Source organism: Natrinema sp. H-ect4, from assembly GCF_041894845.1.
GTDB lineage: Archaea > Halobacteriota > Halobacteria > Halobacteriales > Natrialbaceae > Natrinema.
Map to the genome: position 1 here is coordinate 1 of NZ_JBHDYC010000029.1, position 22,089 is coordinate 22,089.

Below are 22,089 nucleotides of genomic sequence, written 5' to 3' on the forward strand. Positions count from 1 at the left end.
CAGGGCTTCGTGGGAGAATCGAAGATTCTCCCGATGCCGAAAACGCCGACGGCGTTTTCGAGCACGCCGAGGGCTTTCTTTAGAGGAAGCGGAAGGTCTCGAGGTTCTTCGGCGCAAATGTCCGCATATCGTAGTCGTGGTAGAGGGCACTCGAGAGGTCCTGCGTGGATCGTTCGTCGCCGTGCACACAGAGCACCTTCTCGGGGCGTGGATTCATCGTTTTGACGAAGTTCTCGAGGCCGGCGCGGTCGGCGTGGCCGGAGAAGCCGTCGACGGTCTCGACGCCCATGTTCAGCGAGAGGGTGCCGCGGCCGTCGCCGCCGCCCATGGCGCCGACTTCGCTGGTAGGGATCTCGTCCCAGCCGTTCTGGATGCGTCGGCCGAGGGTTCCTTGCGCCTGGTAGCCGACGAAGACGAGCGTCGAGTCCGGATCCGGACCGAGGTGGCCGAGCCAGGACATAATCGGGCCGCCGGTGACCATCCCTGAGGTCGAGAGGATGATGCAGGGCTCGCCGTCGGCGACATCCTGTCGTTCCTCCTCGCCGGCGTCGATGTGGTTGAACTGCTCGGCGAGGAACGGGTTTTCGTCCTCGTGGAAGATCCGGTCTCGCAGATCGTCCCGAAGGTACTCGGGGTAGGTGGTGTGGATCGCCGTCGCCTCCCAGATCATCCCGTCGAGGTGGACCGGCATCTCGGGAATTTTCCCGTTTCGCATCGCCTCCTCGAGGACGAGCATGATCTCCTGTGACCGACCGACTGCGAAGGCGGGAATAACGACCTTTCCGCCCTTGTCGTAAGTGTCGTTGATGACCTCTACCAGGTTCCGCTCGGAGTCTTGCTGGTCGGTCTGGTAGTCGTTTCGACCGCCGTAGGTCGACTCGAGGACGAGCGTCTCGACGCGGGGGAAGTCGTTGACCGCACCGTTGAACAGGCGGGTGTCGTCGTAGTGAATGTCGCCGGAGAACGCGACGTTATAGAGGCCGTCACCGATGTGGAAGTGCGACACGGCCGAGCCGAGGATGTGACCGGCGTTGTGGAACGTGAGCTTGACGTCCGGCGCGATGTCGGTGACGTCGCCGTACTCGAGGGGGATGCAGTGTTTGATCGCCTCGCGGACCTGCTCGCTCTCGTAGGGCGGGCTTCGGCCTTCCTTGGCCGCGACATCGAGGTAGTCCAGTGTCAGCAGCCCCATCAGATCTCGCGTCGGTTCGGTACAGTAGATCGGGCCGTCGTAGCCGTATTTGAACAGCAGCGGAATCAGCGCGGAGTGGTCGAGGTGGGCGTGCGTGAGGACGACCGCGTCGATGGTCTGTGGCCCAGCGCCGAGTGCTTCGGGCGCGTGGAGATAGGGCACTTCGCCCTCCGCGCCGGGTTTGTCACCGCAGTCGATGAGGATCCGCGTCTCGGGCGTCGAGAGGATGAACGATGCGCGGCCGACCTCGCGACAGCATCCCAGCGTCGTGATGCGGACATACTCGTCGTCGGACATCTCCTCGCGGTGGATCTGTCGACCGACCTTCTCGAGGATATCGCGGCGGTCGTCGCGCTCCTGTTTGAGAAAGCTGCGGACGTTCGAGACGGTCGAGGATTCGATCGGCGGCGTGCGGACGACTTCGGGCGTCCAGCCGACAGTCTTCGTGATTTCGCGGAGCGTCGACCCGTGGCGGCCGATAACCATGCCGGGCTTTTCGGCCTCAATGACGACCTCGCCGGTGTCGGCGTGGAAGTCAAGGTCAGTGACCCCCGCGTCCTCGGGAACGACGTTCATGATCTCCTCGCGAGCCTGTTCGGGTCGCGAGAGGACGCTGGGGTCGGGTCGAACTGTGATCCGCTTGCGGAGCTTGCTCGCGAGCTGCCGAATGAGGTCGCCCTGCTGGGCGAACTTCTTCGGATCGCGGGTGTAGACCACCAGTTCGGGGCCTTCGTATTTCACCGAGGAGACCGAGATATCGCTCGGTAACTCGCTCGTGATCTGTGCTTCGAGATCGTCGAGTTGCTGCTCTACAGTGCTCATAGGTCGCCAATGTGGCTTGCGTGAACTCGCCGCCCGGGATCGAGTGCGCCGCCGGGTGGAACAGAAGCGATAGGAGACCGTCGACGGGTTTCAGCACCGTGACGACTGCTGACCGATAGCCGCCACGCCACGTGTGAGCGTCGTCCGAATGGGACAACGTAGCTCACACTCCGCCTCGTCTCCCGAATCATCGTATCCTCCTCCGTGCCTGACGAAGACGCTCCCGGATCGGTTATCCTGGTTCGTGCGGGACAATTCCAGGGAGAACCCGCTTACTCGAGGCTATTCTTTGCGTAGTATAAAAGCCTTCGCAAAAACCTGACCGGTCGATTTGAGTTTTGTGGAGCGAGAGCGGACACCGCGTCAGCTGATGGAGCTCGGTATTCGGCTCCATCTTGCAGGTCTCTCGCTTTCGAATACCGTTCGAGAATTGGAGAAGTTCGGTGTCGAACGGAGTCGCAAGGCAGTCCACGATTGGGTCCATAAGTGCGATCTACAGCCGGCAGAGGATGAGAAGCCGAATCACGTCGCGCTCGACGAGACAGTGATTCAACTCGACGAACATCGGTATTGGCTGTACACTGCTGTTGATCCGGAAACGAACAATATCCTTCATATACGGCTGTATTCGACGACTACGACCGCGTTGACAGAGCGATTCCTGAAGGAACTCACTGAGAAACATGACCTCGACGATGCAATGTTTCTCGTCGATGGAGCAAAACACCTCCAGACTGCACTCCGTCGATCTGGGCTCCGATTTCAATACGAAAAACATGGAAATCGGAACGCTGCTGAACGTGTCTTTCGCGAGATAAAGCGTCGTACCTCTTCGTTCTCAAACTGTTTCAGTCACGCAAAACCGTCAACAGCTGAATCCTGGCTCCAATCCTTCGCGGTCTGGCACAATGCTATAAACTAAACACGACCACCTGACCACAGAGGAAGCATACTGTCGGCAGACAGTTACTGAACGGTTGACCGCGTCGCGATCACAACACGGTCACATTCAGATCGTGGTATGGTATTATAGTAGCCACTGCAAGTCATTGCACGCCTGACCGACCGATAGCTGTCCGATCAGTGTGTGAATCGTTTCAGTGGCTACTATATCGCGCTCGACGACGGCGCAGTTAGGACCGATGATACAGCGTTTTGGGGACCGATATCGTCCTCCCCTTCATGCACATCACACCCGCTCGAGTCCGCGAGGAACGAAATTGGGTCGTCGACCGTGCCGATCGGGTCGTCCCCCTCATCAACGACGTTCGCGACGACCTCGGCGAGGTCTTCGGGACCGACGTAGACGCGGTGACGACGGACCGGTATCGTGAGGAGGTCGACACCGTCTTCGCCGACGGCGATCTGGCCGTCAACGTCGCCGCCCTGGTCGCCATCCTCAGGGACCTCGACGTGGAAAACGATTACCCGGGGTTCGTGGTCGACGAACTCCTCGGGCGAGAACTGGCCGCGACGATCGCCGGCGACCAACCGCTGCGGACGCTCGGCGAGGCGACGTTCCACTACGCCGATATTCAGGTCCACGGCGATGCGAGCGAAAACGCCGGTATCGACGACTGCGAGGCGGCGCTCGCCGCCGGCTTTCAGGAGCGACTCCCGGGCTGGAACTGGACCGAACGTGAGAGTCCCTTCTCGCTCGATCGCTGAACTTCCGGGACGATAAGCGAAGAAGCGACGGGAAACGGGATTAGCCGTCCGTTTCGTTCCCGGCGGTCGACCCGTTCTCGGTGTCGTTCCCAACGGCAGTCTCGTTTTCGGCTGTCGACTCGTTCGCTTCGCCGACCTGAGACCGCCGTTGCTCGAGCAACGCTCGGCGCTCCTGTCGCTGGACGATCACCTCGTACCGCTCGCCGGGATAGATCCCACTGATATCGCCGTTCCGGAGCGCGTCCATGATCGCGCCGTCGGAGCCGGTGACGCGGAAGAGTCCGTACTCGGTCTCGGACGCCTCGATCGTGAAGTCGCGTTCGCTCGCCGATTCCTCGAACGCCGTCGCGGTCTCCGCGACCAGTTCGCGTTGTCGCTCTCGATAGACCTGCTGGGCCTCCTGCTGGCTGAGGTTCTCGTCGCTGGCATTGTTCTGCACCTCCTCTTGCAGGCTCGTCAGCGCCTCCCGGTCCGGCTGGACTGCGACCGTCACTGCGTCGCCTCCGTTCTCCGAATCGTTCTGTGCGAGCGACTCGAGCTGGGAGCACCCGGCCAGCGACGCGGCCGTACCGGTGCCGGTCAGTGCGAGGAACCCCCGACGGGTCGATAGGTTCGACATCGTGTCTTGCGCGGGGACGAACGAGGATATACCTTCTGCGTTGGGCTGCACTCGAACGCGACGAAGCGACGGGGAATCCGCACGACAGCGGGCACCTTTTATCCGTCCCGGTGCTACCACGACCAGTGACGGACTCCGAGTACGGCCACGGAACGGAAACCCTCCAGGGGCCGACACCGGCAGCGGCCCGCGACGTGATCGCCCGCGGAATCGATAGCGACGCCATCGTCACCGTCTACGGTCGCTGCACCGTCGATTACGACGGCCGAGCGACGAGCTATCTCGAGGCGGGCGATCGCCACGTCATGCTCAAACCCGACGGGGCGGCGCTGGTCCACACCGACGAGGGCCAGCAGCCGGTCAACTGGCAGCCGCCGGGCTGCGACCACGACGCGTCCTGCGAGGACGGAACGCTCGTCCTCGAGAGTCTGCGGTCGACGCCGGACGAACGGCTGCGCGTCAGATTTCAGGAGGTCCTGCAGGTGTCCGCGTTCTCGGGCTCGGACGAGAACGAACTCGCCCTCGTGGGGACCGAAGAGGACCTCCGCCAGCGGATTCTCGAGGACCCCGAGCTGCTCGAGACGGGATTTACACCGCTAGCGACCGAGCGCGAGACGCCGGCCGGTGCGGTCGACATCTACGGCGAGGATTCAGCGGGCCGGGCGGTCGTGGTCGAACTGAAGCGCCGCCGCGTCGGCCCCGATGCGGTGAGCCAACTTCGACGCTACGTCGACGCCCTCGAGCGGGATTTACACGCCGATGCGGCCGTTCGCGGGATACTGGTCGCTCCGTCAGTGACCGAGCGCGCCCAGCGGCTGCTGACCGAACACGGCCTCGAGTTCGTTTCGCTCGAGCCGCCAGCCGAGTGATTCCGTCGGGGTTCCCGGCCGAGTACTGCGTTGTGACTCTCGGTCCAGTCACGCCGATTTGTCAGGCCGGATACGTTCCCTCGAGCCGCGTTCGCTCGAGGACGTGGCCATCCATCGCCGACTCGAGGTCGTCCGCGCCGGTGTCGGGCCCGAGTTCGAGCGTCGTATCCAGCGCGAACAGTTTGAACCGGTAGGTGTGTTCTCTATCCGGCGGGTTCGGACCGCCGTAGTCGCGCTCCTCCCAATCGTTCGTTCCGACGGTCGCCTCGTCCGGACGCCAGTCTTCCGGAATCGTCTCCGTCTCCGGCGAGACGTTCCAGACCACCCAGTGGTCCCACACCTTGCCAGCGGGTTCCTTCGCGTCGGGGTCGTCCACGACCAGCGCGAGCGCCTCGGCATCGTCCGGAACGCCGTCGATCTCGAGGGGCGGATTGACGTTGTCTTTCGTGTAGCCGTACTCCTCCGGGATTCGGTCGCCGTGGTCAAAAGCAGGACTCTCGAGTGTGAACTCTTCCATGTCGATTTGTACCTCGTGTGACTTCCGCGTCGGCCGTTCACCACCGGAATAGAAGAAACTTACAGTTCCTCCGGGTCGCGACAGGGACCACTGAAATCGTTGCGATCGAATCGGTTTCCAGTCAAAACAGGTGCTACCGGCGAACAGCGAATATTACGATTCCAAGCACCAGCAGTCCGACTCCCCACATCCACGACTGTCCTGGGAGATACGCCAGCAACAGCGTGACGATACCCGAGGTGATGAGCGACCAGCCGATCGTCGTTCGATACGTCATGAAACCCACGACATCACCGCGATAGTTGTGTGTTGTGCTGGTCACTGCAGCCCGGAGATGTACCAAGACAGTGTCATTTTCAGACTGGGAACACACTATTCGAATATGGAGAACGACCCGACGATCCGTCGATATCGGCCGGAAGACGGCGATCAGGTCCGTGAGCTACACGAGACGACCATGCGAGACACGGGAGCCTACGTCGACACTGTTTCGGATACCGATCTCGAGCGAGTTTTCGAGACGTACGTTGACGGTGATGGGGAGTTCCTCGTCGGCGCTCTCGACGGAAGCGTCGTCGCGATGGGCGGATTTCGTCCGGTGAAGGAAACGGACTACATCGCGGAGGTCGGTCCCGATCTGATGGACGGCGCAATCGAACTCACTCGAATGCGCGTTGCCCCCGACTATCAGCGACGAGGATACGGCCGTCGGATCTACGCGGAACTCGAGAAGCGTGCTCGGTCGCAGGATGCCACACAGATCGTTCTCGACACGATGGCGAAACAAACCGCAGCGCGCCGACTCTACGAGGCGCAGGGCTTCGAAGAAGTCCACCGCGAACGGATCGAGGCGTTCGACGACCCCGTCGAACGCCTCGTCTATCGGAAATCACTGGTCGACGGCGACTGAAGAAAGCGCCAGCCTCACTCCTCGAGCAGCTGTTTCAGCCGATCGAGTTCCGTCAGCGCCTCGACGGGGGTAAGGTGTGCGAGATCGAGCGTGCGGAGTTCTGCAGCCACGTCGGTCGGCACGTCTCCTCCGTCTGTGGTAGCTGCCGATTCCGCGATCTCGGTTGCTTCGGGCACCGCATCCTCGTTCGAATCACGAGCGGTCGGCCTGTCGTCACTCACCGTCTCGAGGGCATCGTCCGCTTCGTCCGCGACCAGGCCCCGCGCGCGGTCGACGACGGCGGCGGGGACACCGGCCGCGGTCGCGACCTCGACGCCGTACGAACCCGTCGCCGCGCCGGGCGCGATTTCGTGGTGGAAGGCGACCTCGCCGCCGATCTGTTCGACCTCGAAATGCAGCGTGAACGCGGCCTCGAGGTCGTCGGCGAGTTCGGTCAGCGGGTGATGGTGGGTCGCGAAGAGGGTCGTCGCGCCGACCGCGTCGTGGAGGTGTTCGGTGATCGCCTGCGCGATGGCCATCCCGTCGGCCGTCGAGGTCCCCCGCCCGACTTCGTCCAGCAGGACGAGTGAGTGCTCGTCGGCCTCCCGCAGGATGGTTGCGAGTTCGTCCATCTCCACCATGAACGTCGACCGCCCGCCAGCGATGTCGTCGCTGGCCCCGACGCGGGTGAAGATCCGGTCGATCGGCGTGATCCGGGCCGCGCTAGCGGGGACGAAACTTCCGACCTGCGCCAGCAGGACGATCTGGGCAACCTGCCGCATGTAGGTCGATTTCCCCGACATGTTCGGCCCCGTGATCACCGCAAGCCGCCGATCGCGCGCGAATCGGGCGTCGTTCGGGACGAACGACTCCTGTGTGCGCTCGACGACGGGATGGCGACCGCCCTCGATCTCGAGGGTCTGACCCCCGTTGCGATCGAGAATCTCTGGCCGGCAGTAGTCGTACTGGGCCGCGGCGCTCGAGAGGGAAACGAGCGCGTCCAGCGTCGCGAGCGCCTCGGCGAGCCTCTGGACGCGTTCGACCTCGTCTGCGATCTCTCGGCGGACCTCGCAGAACAGTTCGTACTCGCGTTCATCCGCGCGTTCTTCCGCGCCGACGATCTGATCCTCGCGCTCTTTGAGTTCCGGCGTGACGAACCGCTCGGAGTTCTTGAGGGTCTGGCGACGCTGGTAGTCCTCGGGCACAGACTCGAGGTTCGGGTTCGTCACCTCGATGTAGTAGCCGTGAACCGAGTTGTAGCCGACCTTCAGCGAGTCGACTCCGGTCCGCTCGCGTTCGCACTCCTCGAGGTCGTCGATCCACTGTTTGCCGTCGCGGGCGGTCCCGCGCAGGTCGTCCAGATCGTCGTCGTACCCCTCCGCGATGATGTCCCCTTCGGTGATTTCGATCGGCGGGTCCGAGACGATCGCGTCCTCGATCAGCTCGCGGACGTCGGCCAGCGGATCGAGGGCCTCGTGAAGCCGTTGCAGTCGCTCACAATCCGCGTCAGCGAGTCCCTCGCGAACGTCGGGAACGACGGCGAGGGTATCCCGCAACGAGCGCAGGTCCCGCGCGTTCGCCCGCTCTCGAGAGATCCGTCCGATCAGCCGCTCGAGATCGTAGACCGACCGCAACCGGTCGTGCAGCCGCTCGCGCGTCTGGACCGCGCTCGTGAGTTCCTCCACGGCGTCCAGCCGCGCCTCGATCCGGTCGGGCTCGAGCAGCGGCCGCCGGAGCCAGTCCCTGAGCTTTCGGCCGCCGAGCGCGCTGGCGGTGTCGTCGAGCACGCCGACCAGCGTCGCCTCGTCCCGCCCGTGAACGGCGCGGGGTTCGAACAGTTCGAGACTTCGCAGGGCGACGGCGTCCAGCAGCAGGTACTCCCGCGGATCGTACCGCGTGAGGTGGGTGAGATACTCGAGGTGTGCGTCGTCACTCTCGATACCGTCCGCAGCTCCAGATTCGTCCTCGATCTCGTCGTCCGCTTCACCGCGTTCGCCGACGTGTGTGCCGCCGCGGACGTACTCCGCGTAGGCGAGCACCGCACCGCAAGCCCGAATCTCGGCGTCGCTCGCGAGCAGCGCATCGGGGTTGCGGAAGTACGCGGAGAGTTTTTCGCCCGCCCGCTCGCGGTCGAACGCGCTCTCGTCGTACGGCGTGACCATACAGTTATCGGGAACGAGATCGGCGGGCGCGTCCGGGCCGACGACAGCCTCTGCGGGATCGAACCGACTCACCTCGTCGACGATCGACTCCCTCGAGGTGGAGCTCGTGGCGAGGAAGTCACCCGTCGAGACATCGAGTAACGCCAGCGCGAGTTCGGGGTCTTCGCCGGCGGCTGCGTCGCCGCGAGCCACCGCGGCCACGAAGTTGTTGTCGTCACTGGCGAGCAGTTCGTCCTCGGTGAGCGTTCCGGGTGTGATCACGCGCGTCACTGCGCGTTCGACGACGCCCGACGTCTCGCCGGGCTCTTCGACCTGATCGGCCACCGCGACCCGGTAGCCGGCCTCGAGCAGCTCCTCGATGTACGACTCGGCGTTGTCGATCGGAATGCCGGACATCGGGTACTCGCCAGTGTTGTCCTCCCGACTGGTCAGCGCGATCTCGAGTAGGCGCGCCGTCCGTTCGGCCGCGCCACAGAACGTCTCGTAGAAGTCCCCGACCTGAAAGAGGACGATCGCATCGTCATAGCGCGCGCAGAGATCGTGATACTGGCGCATCATCGGCGTCAGCTCGTCGCGTATCTCGGCCATCTCCTCGGGAGGGCCAAGCGCCGGATCCATACGTGAATTCGGCCGCCCGACGCTGAAATACCTTGCTGGATCGGCCGCGTTTCGGGCTCGAGAGCAGCTAGTGACGACTGAAGCGGTTTACACACCGATCGCACAGTCCGCGGTTCTCGCTCGTGGTGAGCGCTCACTTCGTTCGCTCACGGCTCGCTTTGCTCGCCGTTCGCGTCCCCGCGGTTCTCGCTCACTCCGTTCGCTCCGAACCGCGTTCGCTCCGAACCGCGCTCGCTCCGAACCGCGCTCGCTCCGAACCGCGCTACTACCGTGCGATCGAGTGTGAAGCAACTGTCAGTGGCAACGAGAGCTATCTGATCACGTGACTGTCACAAAACGGGAAGAGGTATTACGATTCATCGCTCATGGGTTCACAACAGCTATGGAGTCGGATTCGCCGGTCGCGGTCCGCATCTTCGCGTGTCTCGTCGCCGCCATGCTCCTCGGCGGCGCAGTCACGGGTGCCGTCGCCGGAGCGGCGAGCGTCGGCTCGGTCGCGACGGCGTCGACGGACTCGCTCGAAACGACCGACGACGGAACGACGAACTCGACCGAGAACACCAGCGAGGAGCTCGAGAGTACGACTGAGAGCCTCGAAAATACCACCGAAAACACGACTGACGACACGGAGAATGCGACCAAGAACACGACCGACAGCCTCGAGGAGAGTACCAACGAGACGACCGACGGCCTCGAGAATACGACAACCGACCCGGCCGATACCGTAGAAAACACGACCGGCGAGACGACGGAGACGGTCACCGACACCGTCTCGAGCACGACGGAACCCGTCAATAACACGACGACGATTGCCAACGAGACGGCCACCAACACGACGGCAGCCGTCAATGAGACCGTCAGCGAGACGACGGCGGCCATCAACGAGACCGTCGGCGAAACGGCCGAGACTACCACTGGCACTGTAGCCGGAATCGGCGGACGGCTCGAGCACGCGATCGACGGTGCCGCCGCTCCCGTCGATCCGCCGAGCACGAGCGAAGCGGCCACGAACGCGATCCTCGTCGGGATGCTGGGTGCAATCTCCGCATCCGGTGTCGCAGCGAGCGGAGCCGGCGGAGCCGCCGGGGCCGGCGCGTCAGGGGCCGCCGGGGGTGCGAGCACCGCGACCGCCAGTTGGCTCCGTCACCTCCGGGAGACGGACCAGCTCCGACGAGCAGCTGCGGACCTCTGGAAGATCCTGCCGCTCTTCCGGTACAGCCGCTACGACGATTCGGACCCGCTCGAGCACGATTGCCGTGCGGCAATCTACGAGACGGTTCGGAAGCAACCCGGCGCGTACCTCTCGGCGGTCAGCGACCGAACCGAAGTGCCCCTCTCGACGGTTCGCCATCACGTCCGCGTCCTCGAGGACGAGGGGCTGGTGACCGCACGCAAGGTCAACGGCAAGCGCCGCTACTTCCTCGAGGACGACGACGCCGAACTCCTGGCCGCCCTCGCGGAGCCGGCAAAACGCGAGGTGCTCGAGACGATCGCCGAGTTCGGGCGCGCGCCCAACGGACGGCTCGCGGACGCGCTCGAGCGCGACCCAAGCACGGTGTCACATCACCTCGCCGCGCTCGAGGACGCCGGGCTCGTCGTGCGCGAAAAAGACGGTCGCTCGATGGTCAACGAACTACCGCCGGGAGTCGAAGCGGCGCTGGCCGACGAGCGAGCCGCCGAGACCGACTCGCGAGCGGTTCCGGCCGACGACTGAGTTTGGGCGATCGAGGCGTGCGGGTCTCTCGAGTCGGCCTGGTCACTTGCGGTCCGAATCCGTCGTCTCGAAATACAGCGCCGCGTGCTTTGCACAGCCGGGATTGAAGGGAGCGTCGCAGGCCGGACAGCTGTAGTCGGCCGCGAGATAGTCGGGGACGGTGAGTTCGGTCCCGCAGCCGCCACACAGCACGGACGGCTCGTCGAACCGGACTCGAGGCCACGGCACGGCCTCGTGGTCCGTCGTTTCCTCGTGGCAGCGAAAACAGGGATAGTAGCGCTCGCAGCAGGCGAATTTGAACGCGACCACGTCGCGGTCGGTGTCGTAGTGAGTACACCGGGTTTCCGGACCGACGTCGACACCGTGGACCGTGTGGCCTTCGATCGATTGCACGAGTGGCTCGACGGCTAGCGGATGCTTCGGTGTTATGGTTGGATGGGAGTGTGATTTGGCCTCGAGGGTCCGTTCGTCTGAAGCGCTAGTGCCCCTACAGGCAGGCAATTGCACGGCGATCGGAGCGCGCGCCGCGCTATAGTAGCCACTGCAAGTCACTGCACACCTGATCGCACGACAGTAGCGCGGTTCTCGCTCGCGGTGCTCGCTCCGAACCGCGGACTGTGCGATCAGTGTGTAACTAGTTGCAGTTGTTACTTTAGCAAAAAAGTCAAACTAGACGATTTGAGACGGTACAACGGTGCTGCTCCAGCAGTAGGAGAGGATGGGACCTCGATAACGAGTATCGTCGAGTCCGCTTAGGAGGGAAGAGAGTAGACTATGACCGAGCGGTCAGTACAGACAAAAGAATTCTCGAAGTACCCCGCAGGTCAGTATCGGTGATAGAATAACCAGTGGTCGTTCGGAAGTGTGAGGATATGGGTGAAGGCGGCCCTTATACGTCTTCCACGTATCCAAGGACAGAGAGTTAAGCAGTGAACGGATCGCTGACGGCGTGCCGCCGTCCATTCGCTGTTTCTCCACATGGTTTGCATAGATGACCAAGCAAAAAGAGATCGCGACAGACGAAGCCGTGTAAATCCCACAGAAAGTCCATATTGTGTGTACTGTGTGTAACTTCTCAAAGCTGGTAACGGAGGAAGGGCACAAATCGTCTGAAGTGATTATTGAACACGGGCGGGAAACTGGGCATAAACTCACGGCTGAGGAACCTAATGACGATACGTAAGCATGCATAGCCGTTTAGTACAGAGGAGGGGACTCCACGCGCGTCCGGTCCGGGCGAGCAACTCAACTGACTTGGCAACGAATAAACCATCATGAACGATGACCCGCTCGACAACCTTGACCGCCGCATTCTGCACCTGTTGCAGGTGGACGCCCGCGAGGCCTCCGACACGGACATTGCGGAGGAAACGGACGTAACTGGAACAACCATCCACAACCGAATCAAGCAACTGGAGGAGAAGGGCATCATCACCGGCTACAATCCGGAACTCGACTACGAGCAGGCGGGGTATCCGATGCAAGTGTTGTTCATCTGCTCAACGGACCTCTCCCGCCGATCAGAGATGGCGGAGAATGCGCTCGAAGTTCGGGGTGTCGTCAACGTCCGGGAGATGCTGTCCGGCGAGGAGAACCTCCACGTCGAGGTCGTCGCCGAATCGACCTCCGAGATTGAGGAGAGTACCGACCAGTTAGATGACCTCGGCTTGCGAATCGTGAGTAGCAACATTCTGGCAGAAGAACACATCCAGCCGTGGAATCACTTCCATCAGGAGTTCGCCGGAGAGGACGCCGATGCGCCCGAGGAAATCGGTTCGTCCGAGGAGTAGCTACCGGCGGGAAGGATAGCAATTGTCGGAGTCCCGAACGCATACTGGATCCGGTCCGGCTGTCTCCTCTCTTGTGCTTGGGAAAGTCAAGTAAATAGCCGCTCTTGCTTGTACTATCAAATAGATAAAATTATCGCGAAAAAGAGATTAAGGCGGTCCGGCTCAGACGATGGGTGATGGCAGAACAAACCCAATCAGGGATGAACGAGATGTTTGACCTGTTGCGGCATCCGTACCGGCGCTACGTCTTGTATCACCTGACCCATGAATCCGAGACCGTGGACTTCGGCACGCTGGCGGCTTCACTCGCCAACTGGGACGCTGGCCACCCTGAGGAGAGCCGGAACACCAGTAGTGCTACCGTCGAGATGCAACTTCGTCATATGCACCTCCCGAAACTCGCCGATGCCGGCCTCATCACGTTCGCCCAGGAGAGCCAATCGATTGAACTCGACGGGATAAATGGGCACAGCCAGTTCATCGACCAAGCGGCACGTATCGACGGCTATGCACTACCCGCCGCGGGCGAGTGAGAACAGTGTCTCGACCACATCCGTTCCGTCCACGACGCCGAACTATTGAGAGACTATGACACAAACCCACGACGACGAAATCGTTCACCGGGAATTGAACACCGACAGAGAGGAGCCGGCTGTTGCGATAGCGGAAGTTGTCGCTGACCTTGAGGGAAAGCAAGCAGACGAATTGACACCGACCTACAACTGCATCGACGGGATAATATCGGAGTTGTATTCGAATCCGCCGTCACCAGAGGCACAGATAACGGTCGAATTCACGTACAGCGGCTACCGCATTACCGTCGAGCAAAGCGGCGCCGCGGAGTTCGTCAAAGTCACGTAACCGCTGTCGGCCGACCCCAAGACAACGGTAGTGTATCCACGCTCGATTGGACGAGGCCATTGGTCAACTCGCACACGTAGTTATCGCGGCGTTCAGCGACCTCCCAGTGAATAGAAGATGATCAAGCAACCTTTCGACTCAACTGCCTCAGGTTGCACGTCGACAGAATTTGATCCCCGAATATGTACACGAGCCATAGATCGTCGTGTGTATAGTAACTTGAAATTGTCTGATATCCCAGTATTATACTGAGTCTGATGTCACAATTTATAACCAGACATCGCTTGGAAAACTCGAAACATCGAGGAAGAGTGGGTTGTGTTCACGAGTATTGCTGTATCGATGACAAGAGTAGTTCGTATCTGAATCGATGATATGTGGAATGATATAGTAGCCACTGAAACGATGTACACACTGATCGTAACGTACTCGTGCGATCAGGTGTGCGGTGACTTGCAGTGGCTACTATAGTGCGACGCCATTGAGAATATGCCGACGTTCAATGGCTAAGACCGATCAACCGAGAGTGCACAAATTAGCTCACTACTTCACCGGGCTGAACTCGAGCGACCCGACAAAATTCAATTGGCTGTCGTCCAGTTCGAAGTCGTCTGGCTCGAGAAATCTGCGAGTACGCGAGCGCCTACGACGACCCGGTGTTGGTCACCGAAGACAGCCACTACCGGCCGGACCTGTGGACGTGGCTGACCGCCCCCAACGCCCACCGCGGCTCGTCGTGGCTCCTTTCCGCGGCACACCTGCGGCTTCGGGCCGTCGCCGCCGAGTACCGACTCCCGGTGACGCCGGTGCCCGAAGCGTACTCCACCCAAGAATGTCACGCCTGCGGTGTGCTCGGGACTCGAGAACTGAACACCACCCTCCGATGTGACAATCCGGACTGTCGCGTCGACACCGTCGCCGCCGATTTCAACGCCGCGACGGTCCTCGCGCGGCGCTACTACCCTGGCCGGTGTTGTGACTACCGGCCGTCCGATCCGACTGCCGCCGACGATCGATCGCCACTCGCCGCCGACGGCGGCCCCCCGATCTGAGCGATCACGCGGTGGAAACCACGGCCAAAAGGAGACGACAGGAGTGAGCGACAGCGGCCGGCGTTACCACTCGAGCGGCCTCGAGCGAACGGGTCTCGCTCGAGCGGTCTCAATCGAGGCTCGTTCGTTCGGAGCGGACGAGTGCCGATCGGCCGTTACTCGAACTCGGCGGTATCGCCGCGTCGGTAACGGTCGAGTCGGCGGTAGCCGTGAACGGTGGCGTCGGTGTCGAGTTCGATCTCGTAGCGGCCGATGATGTCCTGGGTGTCGGGGACGGCTCGGCGCTCGACGACCTCGACGACCGCGCGCCAGCCGTCGTCGGTCGGCGAGATTTCGCTGACGCCGTCGAACTCGTGGCCGATGAGTTGCCCGGCGGTCGACTGCACGGTGTTTCGGACCGCGAGGATGCCCGCGATCTCCTCCTGTTCGACATCGGCCGCGTCGTCGACCGCCTCGGGGTCGGTCTTCTCCTCCGCGGTCATCGCGGTCGTCCCGCGGGATCGAGGCTGCTCGACATCGCCGCTCTCGGCCGTCTCGTCCGGTTGGTCGGCCTGTTCTTCCTCTTGGGCTGTCTGACTGTCGCTCACTGTGTGATCACTCTCGTCGTGTTGGAAGCAGAAGCCGTCGTCCTGCGCCGGCCGTGAGCAGCGCTCGCCGCCCGTGGTGAGGGCCTTGCACTGCTCCGGTGATTGCGTGTCGGCTTCGGCCATTGGCTTGGGTTTGGTTCGTTCCGTCGTTCGTTCGGATCGATCCGATCGCCTCCGTGTGGTTAGATCGTCTCGGTGATCCGCGATCGCAGGTCGTCGATGTCGCCGTCGTTCTCGCCGACGAGCTTCGGCGCGAGGACGTCCGTGAAGACGTTCGCCAGCGTCTCGTCGTCGAACTCACCGTCCTCGTCGGTTTCGGCGCGGTCGTCGAAGACGGTCAGTCCCTTCGCGGCCGTGATCGCCGCGCGCGTGCCGATGACGATCTCGAGTTCGTCGCGAAGCGCCCGCGTCGTGTCGACGATGGTCGCGATCTCGTCCTCGGAGAGGTCGACGTGTGCGGCGACGATCTCGCGTTCGGTCTCGTCGTCGTAGTAGTCGACGTGGACGCCGATGAACCGATCGAGCAGCGCGTCCTGCTGTTCGTGGACGCCGGCGTACTCCACGTCGTTGGATGTGAGGATCGCCCGGAACTCGGGGTGGACGTCGATCGTCCGATCGTCGCCGTGTTTGCCCGGCCGCTCGAGGACGCCCTCCTCGAAGACCGAAAGGAGGACGTTGTGGGCGGCGGGGTCGCTGCGCGAGAACTCGTTGTAGACGAGCGTCGCGCCCTCTCGCACCGCGACGGACAGTGGGTTGTCCACCCAGCGTTCGCGAACGATCTCCGTCTTCTTGCTGACGCCGCTGACGAACTGATCGTTCTCCTCGTAGCGCTCGCCGCCGGCATGGGAGCCGACGAGCGCGGCGGTGTCGACCGCTTCGTCGCCGTTGAGCCAGACGACCGGCCGTCCCCGCTCCGCCGCGGCCGACAGCGCGAGCGCCGTCTTGCCACAGCCCGTCGGTCCGATCAGGTGAACTGGCTGGTCTGCCTCGAGCCAGCCGTCGATCCGGTCGCGAAGCGACCGGATTGCGTCGGTCTCGACGAACGGTTCGGGGACGACCGCTTCGGGATCGGAGAGGGGACTGTCGCCGTTTCGTTCGCCTGCGTTCGATGCCGTTCGCGCGAGCTCTTTCTTCGCTTTGCGACCGTTCTTCTGCTCGCGGCTGGCCGTGATCTTCCTGCCACGGACCGTGCGCTTGCGCGAAGTGTCGTCGGCCATGGTGAGTTATTCCGCCGATTTCGGCGACGATTCGGGGCGGGGCTCGACCTCGAGTTCCTCGAGTTCGTCGAGGTCGCCCTCCGCCGTGGCCTGCTCAATTTTTGCGATCTCCTCCGCGTAGTGCAGGAAGGTGTCGACCGAGGCGACTACGACGCGGGCCTCGATCGTCAGCAATTCGATCCCGACGACAGAAATGCGCGCCCAGACGTCGATGACGACGCCCTTGTCGAGGACACGGTCGAGTACTTCTGCCAGACTCGATGAATCGGGTGTTCGTTGTGACATACCGTCTTGCGTTTGAGCGGCGTCTCGTAACTCGGCTTGCACTGCGACTGCAAGTCGCCCTATCCTGGCGACTGGTCATCGATGTCGCGAGCCGCCGAAGTGATACGGCAGGTTGCGACTGCAAGCACCACAATAACCCGCTACGGAAGCGAATCGTCCGTGACGATACTCGAGTGCGGTACCCGTGAGGAGCAACGCTACCGGAGCCCCCCATGTCATCCAGCTGTCCCATCACCGACCGAGTCGACGGAATACGAACGCGTGTCACGACCGCGTCGGTCTCACTGACGGAATCGGAACGGGCGTCACCTACGGACTCGAGTCAGCGACGAGACAACGATATGATTAGTCAACGAGTGATCTACCGATGAATAACCGGTACGTCTACGGCGTCGTCGAGTCGGATACCGTCGAATTCGAGACGGACGCGGTCGCCGGTGCCGACCGCGTCTACACGATCTCACACCGGCGACTCGGTGCCGTCGTCTCGGATATCGACACGACCGATCCCGAGGAGACGGACGAGGACGCCCAGATCCACGACGATGTCCTTCGGGAAATCATGGCGTACGACGACGGAACGACCGTCGTTCCCATGCAGTTCGGGATGGCCTTCGAGAGCGATCGAGCGCTGAAGAACGTTCTTCGTGGGGCGCGACCGGCCTTCCGACGTGCGATGAGCGACATCGAAGGCAAGATCGAACTCGGTCTCAAACTCGTCCGCGAGGAAGACGCCGACGTTGACCGCGAGGCGATCGAGGCAGACGTCGCGGACCGCCTCGAGCCCATCGCCGCACAGTCCGTCGAGAACGATCTGTTCAGCGACCGGCTCGTCCTGAACCGCTCGTATCTTGTCGGCGAGGACGAACGCGAGGCGTTCGACGACGCGGTCGCCAACTTCGAGGAGGACCACGACGAGCTCATGATCCAGTACACGGGGCCGTTCGCACCGTACAGTTTCGTCGACGTGAAAATCGGAGCCAAACAGTAACCATGTTCATCCTCGACGACCTCCTGTTCCGGCCGTTCGTCGGTATCGTCGACGCGCTCCACACGATCGCGCTCGACGAAATGTACGATGTGGAGGGTCTCGAGGCCGAACTCAAAGAGAATCAGCTCCTGTACGAACTCGGCGAGCGCTCCGAGGCGGAGTACCGACGCCGCAAGGACGAACTCGAGGCGGAGCTCGAGACCGCCCGCGAGGTTCACGAGCAGCTCTCGAGCGGCCGCGTAGAGGTGAAAAAATGACCGACAGTTCCCCGGACGACGACCGCGGCGAATCGCCCGACGACGACCGATCCGACGAGCACCGGACCGACGACAGTCAGATCGACGAGGACGATCACTGGCTCTCGAGCCTGCTGTCCGTCCTGGATTCGCTCGACGACGGCCCGGCGTCGCGCTCGGGCCGTCACCGCGGCGATCGAACGGTCTTCGATTACGATATCTCGATCCGATCGGGCGACGGCCTCTCGGCGGACGATTCGTCGCTCGGGCAGAATCCGTTTGGCGACGAGGGATCGCGAGGGAGGAACAGCGATCGGTCGCGAAAGCGCCGTATTCGATCGTCTGGTCCCTCGAGCGACCACCACGTGGCGACCCGGACGCACGAGGACGAACTGCTCGTCACCGCGGACGTCGCCGGGGCCGATCCGGACGACGTGACGGTGGGCTTCGACGGCTCGACGCTGGTCCTCGGCGTCGACGAACGCGAAGTCGATCGCATCGATGTCCCCTGGCCCGAGACGGAGTCACAGGCGACGATCAAGAACGGGGTGCTGACCGTCCGGATCAGGCCGGAGAAGACGGAGCAAACGGGCACCGAAGAGCCGGAGGGCGACGAATGAGCGAAGCCGAGTCCGAGGAGACGTTGGACGCGCTGCTCGAGGACGCGATAGAAAGTCTCGGCCGACTCGAGGAAACGCTCGGCGAGAGCGAGGCGATAGACAAACTCGACGACGACACCCTCGAGACGGTCATCGGCAATGTCGATACTCTCGTGCAGGTCGCCGAGGAGGTCGGCGAACTGCTCGAGGCGATGGATCTCAGCGACCTGCCGGAGGCCGTCGACGGGGACGAGCTCCTCGACGCCATCGAACTCGGCGAGATTCCAGACGTGCTGGCGAACGAGGACGACGGTGTGAGCGAACTCGTCGACTTCACGGAGCTGTTCGACGCGATCGACCTGTTGAACGCCTGGAACGCGGCGGATCTGACCGACCTCTGGGAGAACAAACGCGAACTCGACGACGCCATGGACGAGCTCGAGGACGGCGACGATGCCGGGATGGTCGAGGACGCCGTGTCGGACGTCGCGAACGGCGACGAGGACGGCGATGGTCTACTCGGAGACGAAGACGGGGACGGTGTGCTCGACACGGGAATGGACGCCGGCTCTGCTGCGAAGGAAGCGCTCGGCGACATCGATGTCGCCGAGGACCCGGAGGCCTACCAGGCCGCAATCCAGCAGCAGGCGATGGAAGGCATCGACGCCTTCCGGACGGCGCTGATCGAGACACACGAGACGTTCGAGAAGCTCTACGAGTTCAACCGCGAGAAGATGCGCCGGCAGGATACGAGTACGAACTCGCGAAATCCGACGGCGGCGTCGACGATTTCGACCGATCGGCTCGACCTCGGCAGCGGCACCCGCTATTCGACGGTGCCACAGGCGGTCAAACTCTCGACGGCACCGACTCGAAAGCGAATCTACGGACGCCGGTTCGAACTCGAGCGGGAACGACAACGGAGGAAGAACAATGAGTGACCCATTACTGCAGCGATCGAACGGCTGTGAGGGGAGGACGACTGACTTCGACCCCGAGCGGAGCAACGCCGGAGGTGAGCGCCATGGTCGATGAGTTCCAGCCCAGTCGGCAGCAGGCTGACCTCGCCGAAGTCGTCGAGATGCTCCTGGACAAGGGGATCGTCATCAACGCCGACATCGCCGTCTCGATCGGTGATACACAACTGCTCGGTGTGCAGGTCCGGGCCGCGATCGCCTCTTTCGAGACCGCGGCGAAGTACGGCCTCGAGTTCCCCGAGGGGACGGACATGCGCCGCGTCGCCGAGGCGGTCGATGATCCCGAACTCGCGGAGATGGACCGGCCGAACCCGGTGATCGATCCGACTCGAGGCGTCAACGTTACCGCCGATGAAGACGACGCTGATGGCGAAGCGAGCGCCGACAGCGGCGAGCGCAACGTCGGTAGCGATGAGGCGAGCGAGCGCGACGCCGCCGGCAGCGACGAAGAGTTGGTGAGCGAACGCCTCGGAGCCAGACCGAACCCCGACAGACCGACCAGCGGCGGATTCGACCTGCTCAGCGACGACTCGGCCGACGAGGGCCAATCCGACGCGGAATCGGAAGCCGACGGCTCCGAAACTGACGGCTCCGAGAGTGACGGTTCCGAGAGCGACGAGGCCACTCCGGAAGCGGAGCCGGAGGGAGAGGGATCATGACGGCTATCGACGTCGGCGACGGGGAGGACGCGCGACAGGGGCTCGTTACCCTTGTCATAACCGTTGTTGAAATCCTAATCGACGCCCTCGAGCGCGAGGCGGTCCGTCGAATGGAGTCTGGTAACCTGTCGGACGAGGAGATAGAACGCCTCGGGAGCCAACTCGCGACGATCGAGGCCGAGATCGAACAGCTCAAAGCCGACGAGGAGATCGAGGACGGTGTCGACGATCTCCGGGGCGATCTGGACGGGCTGGTCAACGACGCGATCGAACAGCTTCACGGCGAGCCGACCGCCACGCAGAACCCCGGTTACTCCGTGTTCGGAGGTGAGGGCGAGTGAGCTCTGACGGCGCGAACGACGGTGACGGTGCCGCCAAGGGACTCGAGGCGCTCGACGAGCAGCCGGCCGACGAGCACGCCGAGACACCGGCTATCGACGAGGGGCGCTACCTGTACTGTCTCGTACGGGCCGACGAGGACGCCGAACTCGAGACGACCGGCGTCGACGATGAACCGGTCTCGATCGTCGCCGAAAACGGAATCGGTGCGGTCGTCCACGCGTGTGACGGCATCTACGACTCGGCGGACCTCGCACAGATCCGCCGCTGGCTCGTCCGCCACCAGACGGTCGTCGACGAGGCGGGGCAGGCCTTCGGAACGCCGATTCCGTTCCAGTTCGACACGATTCTGCGCGGCGACGACGCCGCCGTCCGCGAGTGGCTCCGCGAGGAGTCCGAAACCCTCGAGCGCGCCCTCTCTGGGCTGGCCAACCACTGGGAGTACCGCGTCGAAGTGGTCGAAGTTGATCCGATCAGCGACGAGGCGCTGATCGAGCGTGACGAACGGCTGCGCGAACTGGACGAGCAGATCGGCGGCTCCGGGGAGGGAACGGCATTCCTGCTCGAGAAGCAGTTCGACCAGCGGCTGACTGAACTCCGAGCCGCACGACGGGAATCGCTGACCGCCGACCTCGAGGAGCGATTGGCCGCAAAAGCGCGGGAAGTCCACGCGCTCGAGCGATCCCCAAGCGCGAAACTCTCGAACGACATAACCGACACCGAGTCGGAAACGGTCGGAGACTCGAGCGACGGATCGGACGAGTCCAGTGACGGCGAAACCCTCTGTCGGCTCACGGTGCTGGCCCACGAGGACGACGAGGAAGCCATCGGCTCGATACTCGACGACGTGGCGGCGAACGACGGACTCGAGGTCAGGTTCACGGGACCGTGGCCGCCGTACACGTTCGCACCGGAACTCGGCGATGACGGGACCGCCGCGGACGAGCGGGCGAATCCACAGCCATGAGACCGCAAAAGAACGACGATGCGCTCGTCGACGTGCTTGACGTGTTGCTCAGAGACGGTGCGATCCTCCGCGCGGACGTGATCATCTCCGTCGCGGATATTCCGCTGGTCGGGATCAAGCTCACGGCGGCCATCGCCGGCATGGAGACGATGACGGAGTACGGCCTCTTCGAAGAGTGGGACGCCACCCGCCGGAATGCAGCAGTCAGCCGACGCCAGTACGATCGGTCGGAACTCGACGAGGACCCGTTCGACGAACTCGGTGTCGGTCGCTCCCACGAGGACGCCGAGGACGGAGACGAGCCGTCAAGTTGACTGCGGACTCGAGACTGTTGACTCGAGACTGCTGACAGGAGAGGGACGGCCGAACGAAGTGACGACGACGGGACGATGCGATCGACGGAGAGAGAAACACCGCTATTGCACTCGTAACATCTTCCCCGGCCTGAACGGCGAGGCG

The 22,089-nt window shown here is 62.9% G+C and carries 25 protein-coding genes and 1 pseudogene; 17 read left to right on the forward strand and 9 right to left on the reverse strand.

The window, feature by feature from the left end; translation table 11 throughout:
* Positions 1 to 79 precede the first annotated feature (79 nt).
* Complete coding sequence (locus tag ACEWFR_RS22205) at positions 80 to 2,014, reverse strand: beta-CASP ribonuclease aCPSF1 (RefSeq protein ID WP_374063100.1); 1,935 nt, start codon at positions 2,012 to 2,014, stop codon at positions 80 to 82.
* Between the two features lie 331 nt (positions 2,015 to 2,345).
* On the opposite strand from ACEWFR_RS22205, the gene ACEWFR_RS22210 reads away from it, so the two are divergent.
* Together ACEWFR_RS22210 and ACEWFR_RS22215 are read left to right on the forward strand one after the other, a co-directional pair.
* Complete coding sequence (locus ACEWFR_RS22210; RefSeq protein ID WP_374063101.1) at positions 2,346 to 2,936, forward strand: IS6 family transposase; 591 nt, start codon at positions 2,346 to 2,348, stop codon at positions 2,934 to 2,936.
* Between the two features lie 260 nt (positions 2,937 to 3,196).
* On the forward strand, positions 3,197 to 3,682 hold the full coding sequence (locus ACEWFR_RS22215; RefSeq protein WP_374063102.1) for a hypothetical protein: 486 nt from the start codon (positions 3,197 to 3,199) through the stop codon (positions 3,680 to 3,682).
* Positions 3,683 to 3,722: 40 nt separating this feature from the next.
* Here the strand turns inward: ACEWFR_RS22215 and ACEWFR_RS22220 are convergent, their stop codons facing one another.
* A complete protein-coding gene (locus ACEWFR_RS22220) occupies positions 3,723 to 4,301 on the reverse strand; it encodes a hypothetical protein (protein WP_374063103.1) in 579 nt (192 codons plus the stop codon).
* A 125-nt stretch (positions 4,302 to 4,426) separates the two neighbouring features.
* Here ACEWFR_RS22220 and nucS point away from each other — a divergent pair, with 125 nt between their 5' ends.
* Complete coding sequence (nucS, locus tag ACEWFR_RS22225; protein WP_374063104.1) at positions 4,427 to 5,170, forward strand: endonuclease NucS; 744 nt, start codon at positions 4,427 to 4,429, stop codon at positions 5,168 to 5,170.
* A 61-nt stretch (positions 5,171 to 5,231) separates the two neighbouring features.
* Here nucS and ACEWFR_RS22230 read toward each other — a convergent pair whose 3' ends face one another.
* Positions 5,232 to 5,687, reverse strand: coding sequence for a YbhB/YbcL family Raf kinase inhibitor-like protein (locus ACEWFR_RS22230; protein ID WP_374063105.1), 456 nt, complete (start codon positions 5,685 to 5,687; stop codon positions 5,232 to 5,234).
* A gap of 133 nt (positions 5,688 to 5,820) precedes the next feature.
* Positions 5,821 to 5,964: a hypothetical protein gene (locus ACEWFR_RS22235; RefSeq protein ID WP_374063106.1), complete on the reverse strand. Its 144-nt coding sequence runs from the start codon at positions 5,962 to 5,964 to the stop codon at positions 5,821 to 5,823.
* 105 nt (positions 5,965 to 6,069) lie between these two features.
* Between ACEWFR_RS22235 and ACEWFR_RS22240 the strand changes: the two genes are divergently transcribed.
* Positions 6,070 to 6,597 (forward strand): N-acetyltransferase family protein, encoded by a 528-nt coding sequence (locus ACEWFR_RS22240; RefSeq protein WP_374063107.1) that lies wholly within the window; start codon positions 6,070 to 6,072, stop codon positions 6,595 to 6,597.
* A gap of 14 nt (positions 6,598 to 6,611) precedes the next feature.
* On the opposite strand, the gene mutS is transcribed toward ACEWFR_RS22240, so the two are convergent.
* A complete protein-coding gene (gene mutS, locus ACEWFR_RS22245; RefSeq protein ID WP_374063108.1) occupies positions 6,612 to 9,356 on the reverse strand; it encodes a DNA mismatch repair protein MutS in 2,745 nt (914 codons plus the stop codon).
* Positions 9,357 to 9,738: 382 nt separating this feature from the next.
* Here mutS and ACEWFR_RS22250 point away from each other — a divergent pair, with 382 nt between their 5' ends.
* Positions 9,739 to 11,070 carry a winged helix-turn-helix transcriptional regulator gene (locus ACEWFR_RS22250; RefSeq protein ID WP_374063109.1) on the forward strand — a complete coding sequence of 444 codons (1,332 nt, stop codon included), beginning with the start codon at positions 9,739 to 9,741 and terminating at the stop codon, positions 11,068 to 11,070.
* A gap of 42 nt (positions 11,071 to 11,112) precedes the next feature.
* Here ACEWFR_RS22250 and ACEWFR_RS22255 read toward each other — a convergent pair whose 3' ends face one another.
* Positions 11,113 to 11,463, reverse strand: a complete 351-nt coding sequence (locus tag ACEWFR_RS22255) for a CHY zinc finger protein (RefSeq protein ID WP_374063110.1) — start codon at positions 11,461 to 11,463, stop codon at positions 11,113 to 11,115.
* A gap of 881 nt (positions 11,464 to 12,344) precedes the next feature.
* Between ACEWFR_RS22255 and ACEWFR_RS22260 the strand changes: the two genes are divergently transcribed.
* The 4 genes and pseudogenes from ACEWFR_RS22260 to ACEWFR_RS22275 form a co-directional block, all read left to right on the forward strand.
* The gene (locus tag ACEWFR_RS22260) at positions 12,345 to 12,860 is read left to right on the forward strand and encodes an Lrp/AsnC family transcriptional regulator (RefSeq protein WP_374063111.1); all 516 of its coding nucleotides are present in this window, start codon (positions 12,345 to 12,347) and stop codon (positions 12,858 to 12,860) included.
* 176 nt (positions 12,861 to 13,036) lie between these two features.
* Positions 13,037 to 13,393, forward strand: coding sequence for an ArsR family transcriptional regulator (locus tag ACEWFR_RS22265; protein WP_374063112.1), 357 nt, complete (start codon positions 13,037 to 13,039; stop codon positions 13,391 to 13,393).
* A gap of 55 nt (positions 13,394 to 13,448) precedes the next feature.
* Complete coding sequence (locus tag ACEWFR_RS22270; protein ID WP_374063113.1) at positions 13,449 to 13,721, forward strand: HalOD1 output domain-containing protein; 273 nt, start codon at positions 13,449 to 13,451, stop codon at positions 13,719 to 13,721.
* A 614-nt stretch (positions 13,722 to 14,335) separates the two neighbouring features.
* Positions 14,336 to 14,773, forward strand: a pseudogene (locus ACEWFR_RS22275) (zinc ribbon domain-containing protein); the annotation flags it as partial.
* Positions 14,774 to 14,928: 155 nt separating this feature from the next.
* On the opposite strand, the gene gvpO reads toward ACEWFR_RS22275, so the two are convergent.
* The 3 genes from gvpO to gvpA are packed head-to-tail and all read right to left on the reverse strand — an operon-like array spanning position 14,929 to position 16,862.
* Entirely contained in the window at positions 14,929 to 15,483 is a 555-nt protein-coding gene (gvpO, locus tag ACEWFR_RS22280; protein ID WP_374063114.1) for a gas vesicle protein GvpO, halophile-type, read from the reverse strand.
* Positions 15,484 to 15,542: 59 nt separating this feature from the next.
* Positions 15,543 to 16,577, reverse strand: a complete 1,035-nt coding sequence (gvpN, locus tag ACEWFR_RS22285; protein WP_374063115.1) for a gas vesicle protein GvpN — start codon at positions 16,575 to 16,577, stop codon at positions 15,543 to 15,545.
* A gap of 6 nt (positions 16,578 to 16,583) precedes the next feature.
* Complete coding sequence (gene gvpA / locus ACEWFR_RS22290) at positions 16,584 to 16,862, reverse strand: gas vesicle protein GvpA (RefSeq protein ID WP_098726914.1); 279 nt, start codon at positions 16,860 to 16,862, stop codon at positions 16,584 to 16,586.
* 367 nt (positions 16,863 to 17,229) lie between these two features.
* Between gvpA and ACEWFR_RS22295 the strand changes: the two genes are divergently transcribed.
* The 8 genes from ACEWFR_RS22295 to gvpM all read left to right on the forward strand — a co-directional run bounded on the left by ACEWFR_RS22295 (position 17,230) and on the right by gvpM (position 21,944).
* Positions 17,230 to 17,853: a GvpL/GvpF family gas vesicle protein gene (locus tag ACEWFR_RS22295; RefSeq protein WP_374063116.1), complete on the forward strand. Its 624-nt coding sequence runs from the start codon at positions 17,230 to 17,232 to the stop codon at positions 17,851 to 17,853.
* 2 nt (positions 17,854 to 17,855) lie between these two features.
* Positions 17,856 to 18,110: a gas vesicle protein GvpF gene (gene gvpF / locus ACEWFR_RS22300; protein WP_374063117.1), complete on the forward strand. Its 255-nt coding sequence runs from the start codon at positions 17,856 to 17,858 to the stop codon at positions 18,108 to 18,110.
* Entirely contained in the window at positions 18,107 to 18,709 is a 603-nt protein-coding gene (locus tag ACEWFR_RS22305) for an Hsp20/alpha crystallin family protein (protein ID WP_374063118.1), read from the forward strand. Before gvpF ends, ACEWFR_RS22305 begins: the two co-directional genes overlap by 4 nt.
* A complete protein-coding gene (locus tag ACEWFR_RS22310; RefSeq protein ID WP_374063119.1) occupies positions 18,706 to 19,629 on the forward strand; it encodes a hypothetical protein in 924 nt (307 codons plus the stop codon). Before ACEWFR_RS22305 ends, ACEWFR_RS22310 begins: the two co-directional genes overlap by 4 nt.
* Before the next feature lie 83 nt (positions 19,630 to 19,712).
* Positions 19,713 to 20,324, forward strand: coding sequence for a gas vesicle protein GvpJ (gene gvpJ, locus ACEWFR_RS22315; RefSeq protein WP_374063120.1), 612 nt, complete (start codon positions 19,713 to 19,715; stop codon positions 20,322 to 20,324).
* Positions 20,321 to 20,665: a gas vesicle protein K gene (locus tag ACEWFR_RS22320; RefSeq protein ID WP_374063121.1), complete on the forward strand. Its 345-nt coding sequence runs from the start codon at positions 20,321 to 20,323 to the stop codon at positions 20,663 to 20,665. The genes gvpJ and ACEWFR_RS22320 overlap by 4 nt, the downstream gene beginning before the upstream one ends.
* Positions 20,662 to 21,630 carry a gas vesicle protein GvpL gene (gene gvpL, locus ACEWFR_RS22325; RefSeq protein WP_374063122.1) on the forward strand — a complete coding sequence of 323 codons (969 nt, stop codon included), beginning with the start codon at positions 20,662 to 20,664 and terminating at the stop codon, positions 21,628 to 21,630. Before ACEWFR_RS22320 ends, gvpL begins: the two co-directional genes overlap by 4 nt.
* Positions 21,627 to 21,944, forward strand: coding sequence for a gas vesicle protein GvpM (gvpM, locus tag ACEWFR_RS22330; RefSeq protein ID WP_374063123.1), 318 nt, complete (start codon positions 21,627 to 21,629; stop codon positions 21,942 to 21,944). The genes gvpL and gvpM overlap by 4 nt, the downstream gene beginning before the upstream one ends.
* Positions 21,945 to 22,089: the final 145 nt, after the last annotated feature.

Bases quoted from the DNA above. Each gene is read 5' to 3' on its own strand.
- gvpO (WP_374063114.1), bottom strand. From the start codon at position 15,483: ATGGCCGAAGCCGACACGCAATCACCGGAGCAGTGCAAGGCCCTCACC.
- ACEWFR_RS22205 (WP_374063100.1), bottom strand. From the start codon at position 2,014: ATGAGCACTGTAGAGCAGCAACTCGACGATCTCGAAGCACAGATCACG.
- ACEWFR_RS22270 (WP_374063113.1), top strand. From the start codon at position 13,449: ATGACACAAACCCACGACGACGAAATCGTTCACCGGGAATTGAACACC.
- ACEWFR_RS22310 (WP_374063119.1), top strand. From the start codon at position 18,706: ATGAGCGAAGCCGAGTCCGAGGAGACGTTGGACGCGCTGCTCGAGGAC.
- ACEWFR_RS22240 (WP_374063107.1), top strand. From the start codon at position 6,070: ATGGAGAACGACCCGACGATCCGTCGATATCGGCCGGAAGACGGCGAT.
- mutS (WP_374063108.1), bottom strand. From the start codon at position 9,356: ATGGATCCGGCGCTTGGCCCTCCCGAGGAGATGGCCGAGATACGCGAC.
- ACEWFR_RS22215 (WP_374063102.1), top strand. From the start codon at position 3,197: ATGCACATCACACCCGCTCGAGTCCGCGAGGAACGAAATTGGGTCGTC.
- gvpN (WP_374063115.1), bottom strand. From the start codon at position 16,577: ATGGCCGACGACACTTCGCGCAAGCGCACGGTCCGTGGCAGGAAGATC.
- gvpM (WP_374063123.1), top strand. From the start codon at position 21,627: ATGAGACCGCAAAAGAACGACGATGCGCTCGTCGACGTGCTTGACGTG.
- gvpF (WP_374063117.1), top strand. From the start codon at position 17,856: ATGTTCATCCTCGACGACCTCCTGTTCCGGCCGTTCGTCGGTATCGTC.
- ACEWFR_RS22230 (WP_374063105.1), bottom strand. From the start codon at position 5,687: ATGGAAGAGTTCACACTCGAGAGTCCTGCTTTTGACCACGGCGACCGA.
- gvpJ (WP_374063120.1), top strand. From the start codon at position 19,713: ATGGTCGATGAGTTCCAGCCCAGTCGGCAGCAGGCTGACCTCGCCGAA.
- ACEWFR_RS22295 (WP_374063116.1), top strand. From the start codon at position 17,230: ATGAATAACCGGTACGTCTACGGCGTCGTCGAGTCGGATACCGTCGAA.
- ACEWFR_RS22260 (WP_374063111.1), top strand. From the start codon at position 12,345: ATGAACGATGACCCGCTCGACAACCTTGACCGCCGCATTCTGCACCTG.
- ACEWFR_RS22250 (WP_374063109.1), top strand. From the start codon at position 9,739: ATGGAGTCGGATTCGCCGGTCGCGGTCCGCATCTTCGCGTGTCTCGTC.
- ACEWFR_RS22320 (WP_374063121.1), top strand. From the start codon at position 20,321: ATGACGGCTATCGACGTCGGCGACGGGGAGGACGCGCGACAGGGGCTC.
- ACEWFR_RS22265 (WP_374063112.1), top strand. From the start codon at position 13,037: ATGGCAGAACAAACCCAATCAGGGATGAACGAGATGTTTGACCTGTTG.
- gvpA (WP_098726914.1), bottom strand. From the start codon at position 16,862: ATGTCACAACGAACACCCGATTCATCGAGTCTGGCAGAAGTACTCGAC.
- ACEWFR_RS22305 (WP_374063118.1), top strand. From the start codon at position 18,107: ATGACCGACAGTTCCCCGGACGACGACCGCGGCGAATCGCCCGACGAC.
- ACEWFR_RS22220 (WP_374063103.1), bottom strand. From the start codon at position 4,301: ATGTCGAACCTATCGACCCGTCGGGGGTTCCTCGCACTGACCGGCACC.
- ACEWFR_RS22235 (WP_374063106.1), bottom strand. From the start codon at position 5,964: ATGACGTATCGAACGACGATCGGCTGGTCGCTCATCACCTCGGGTATC.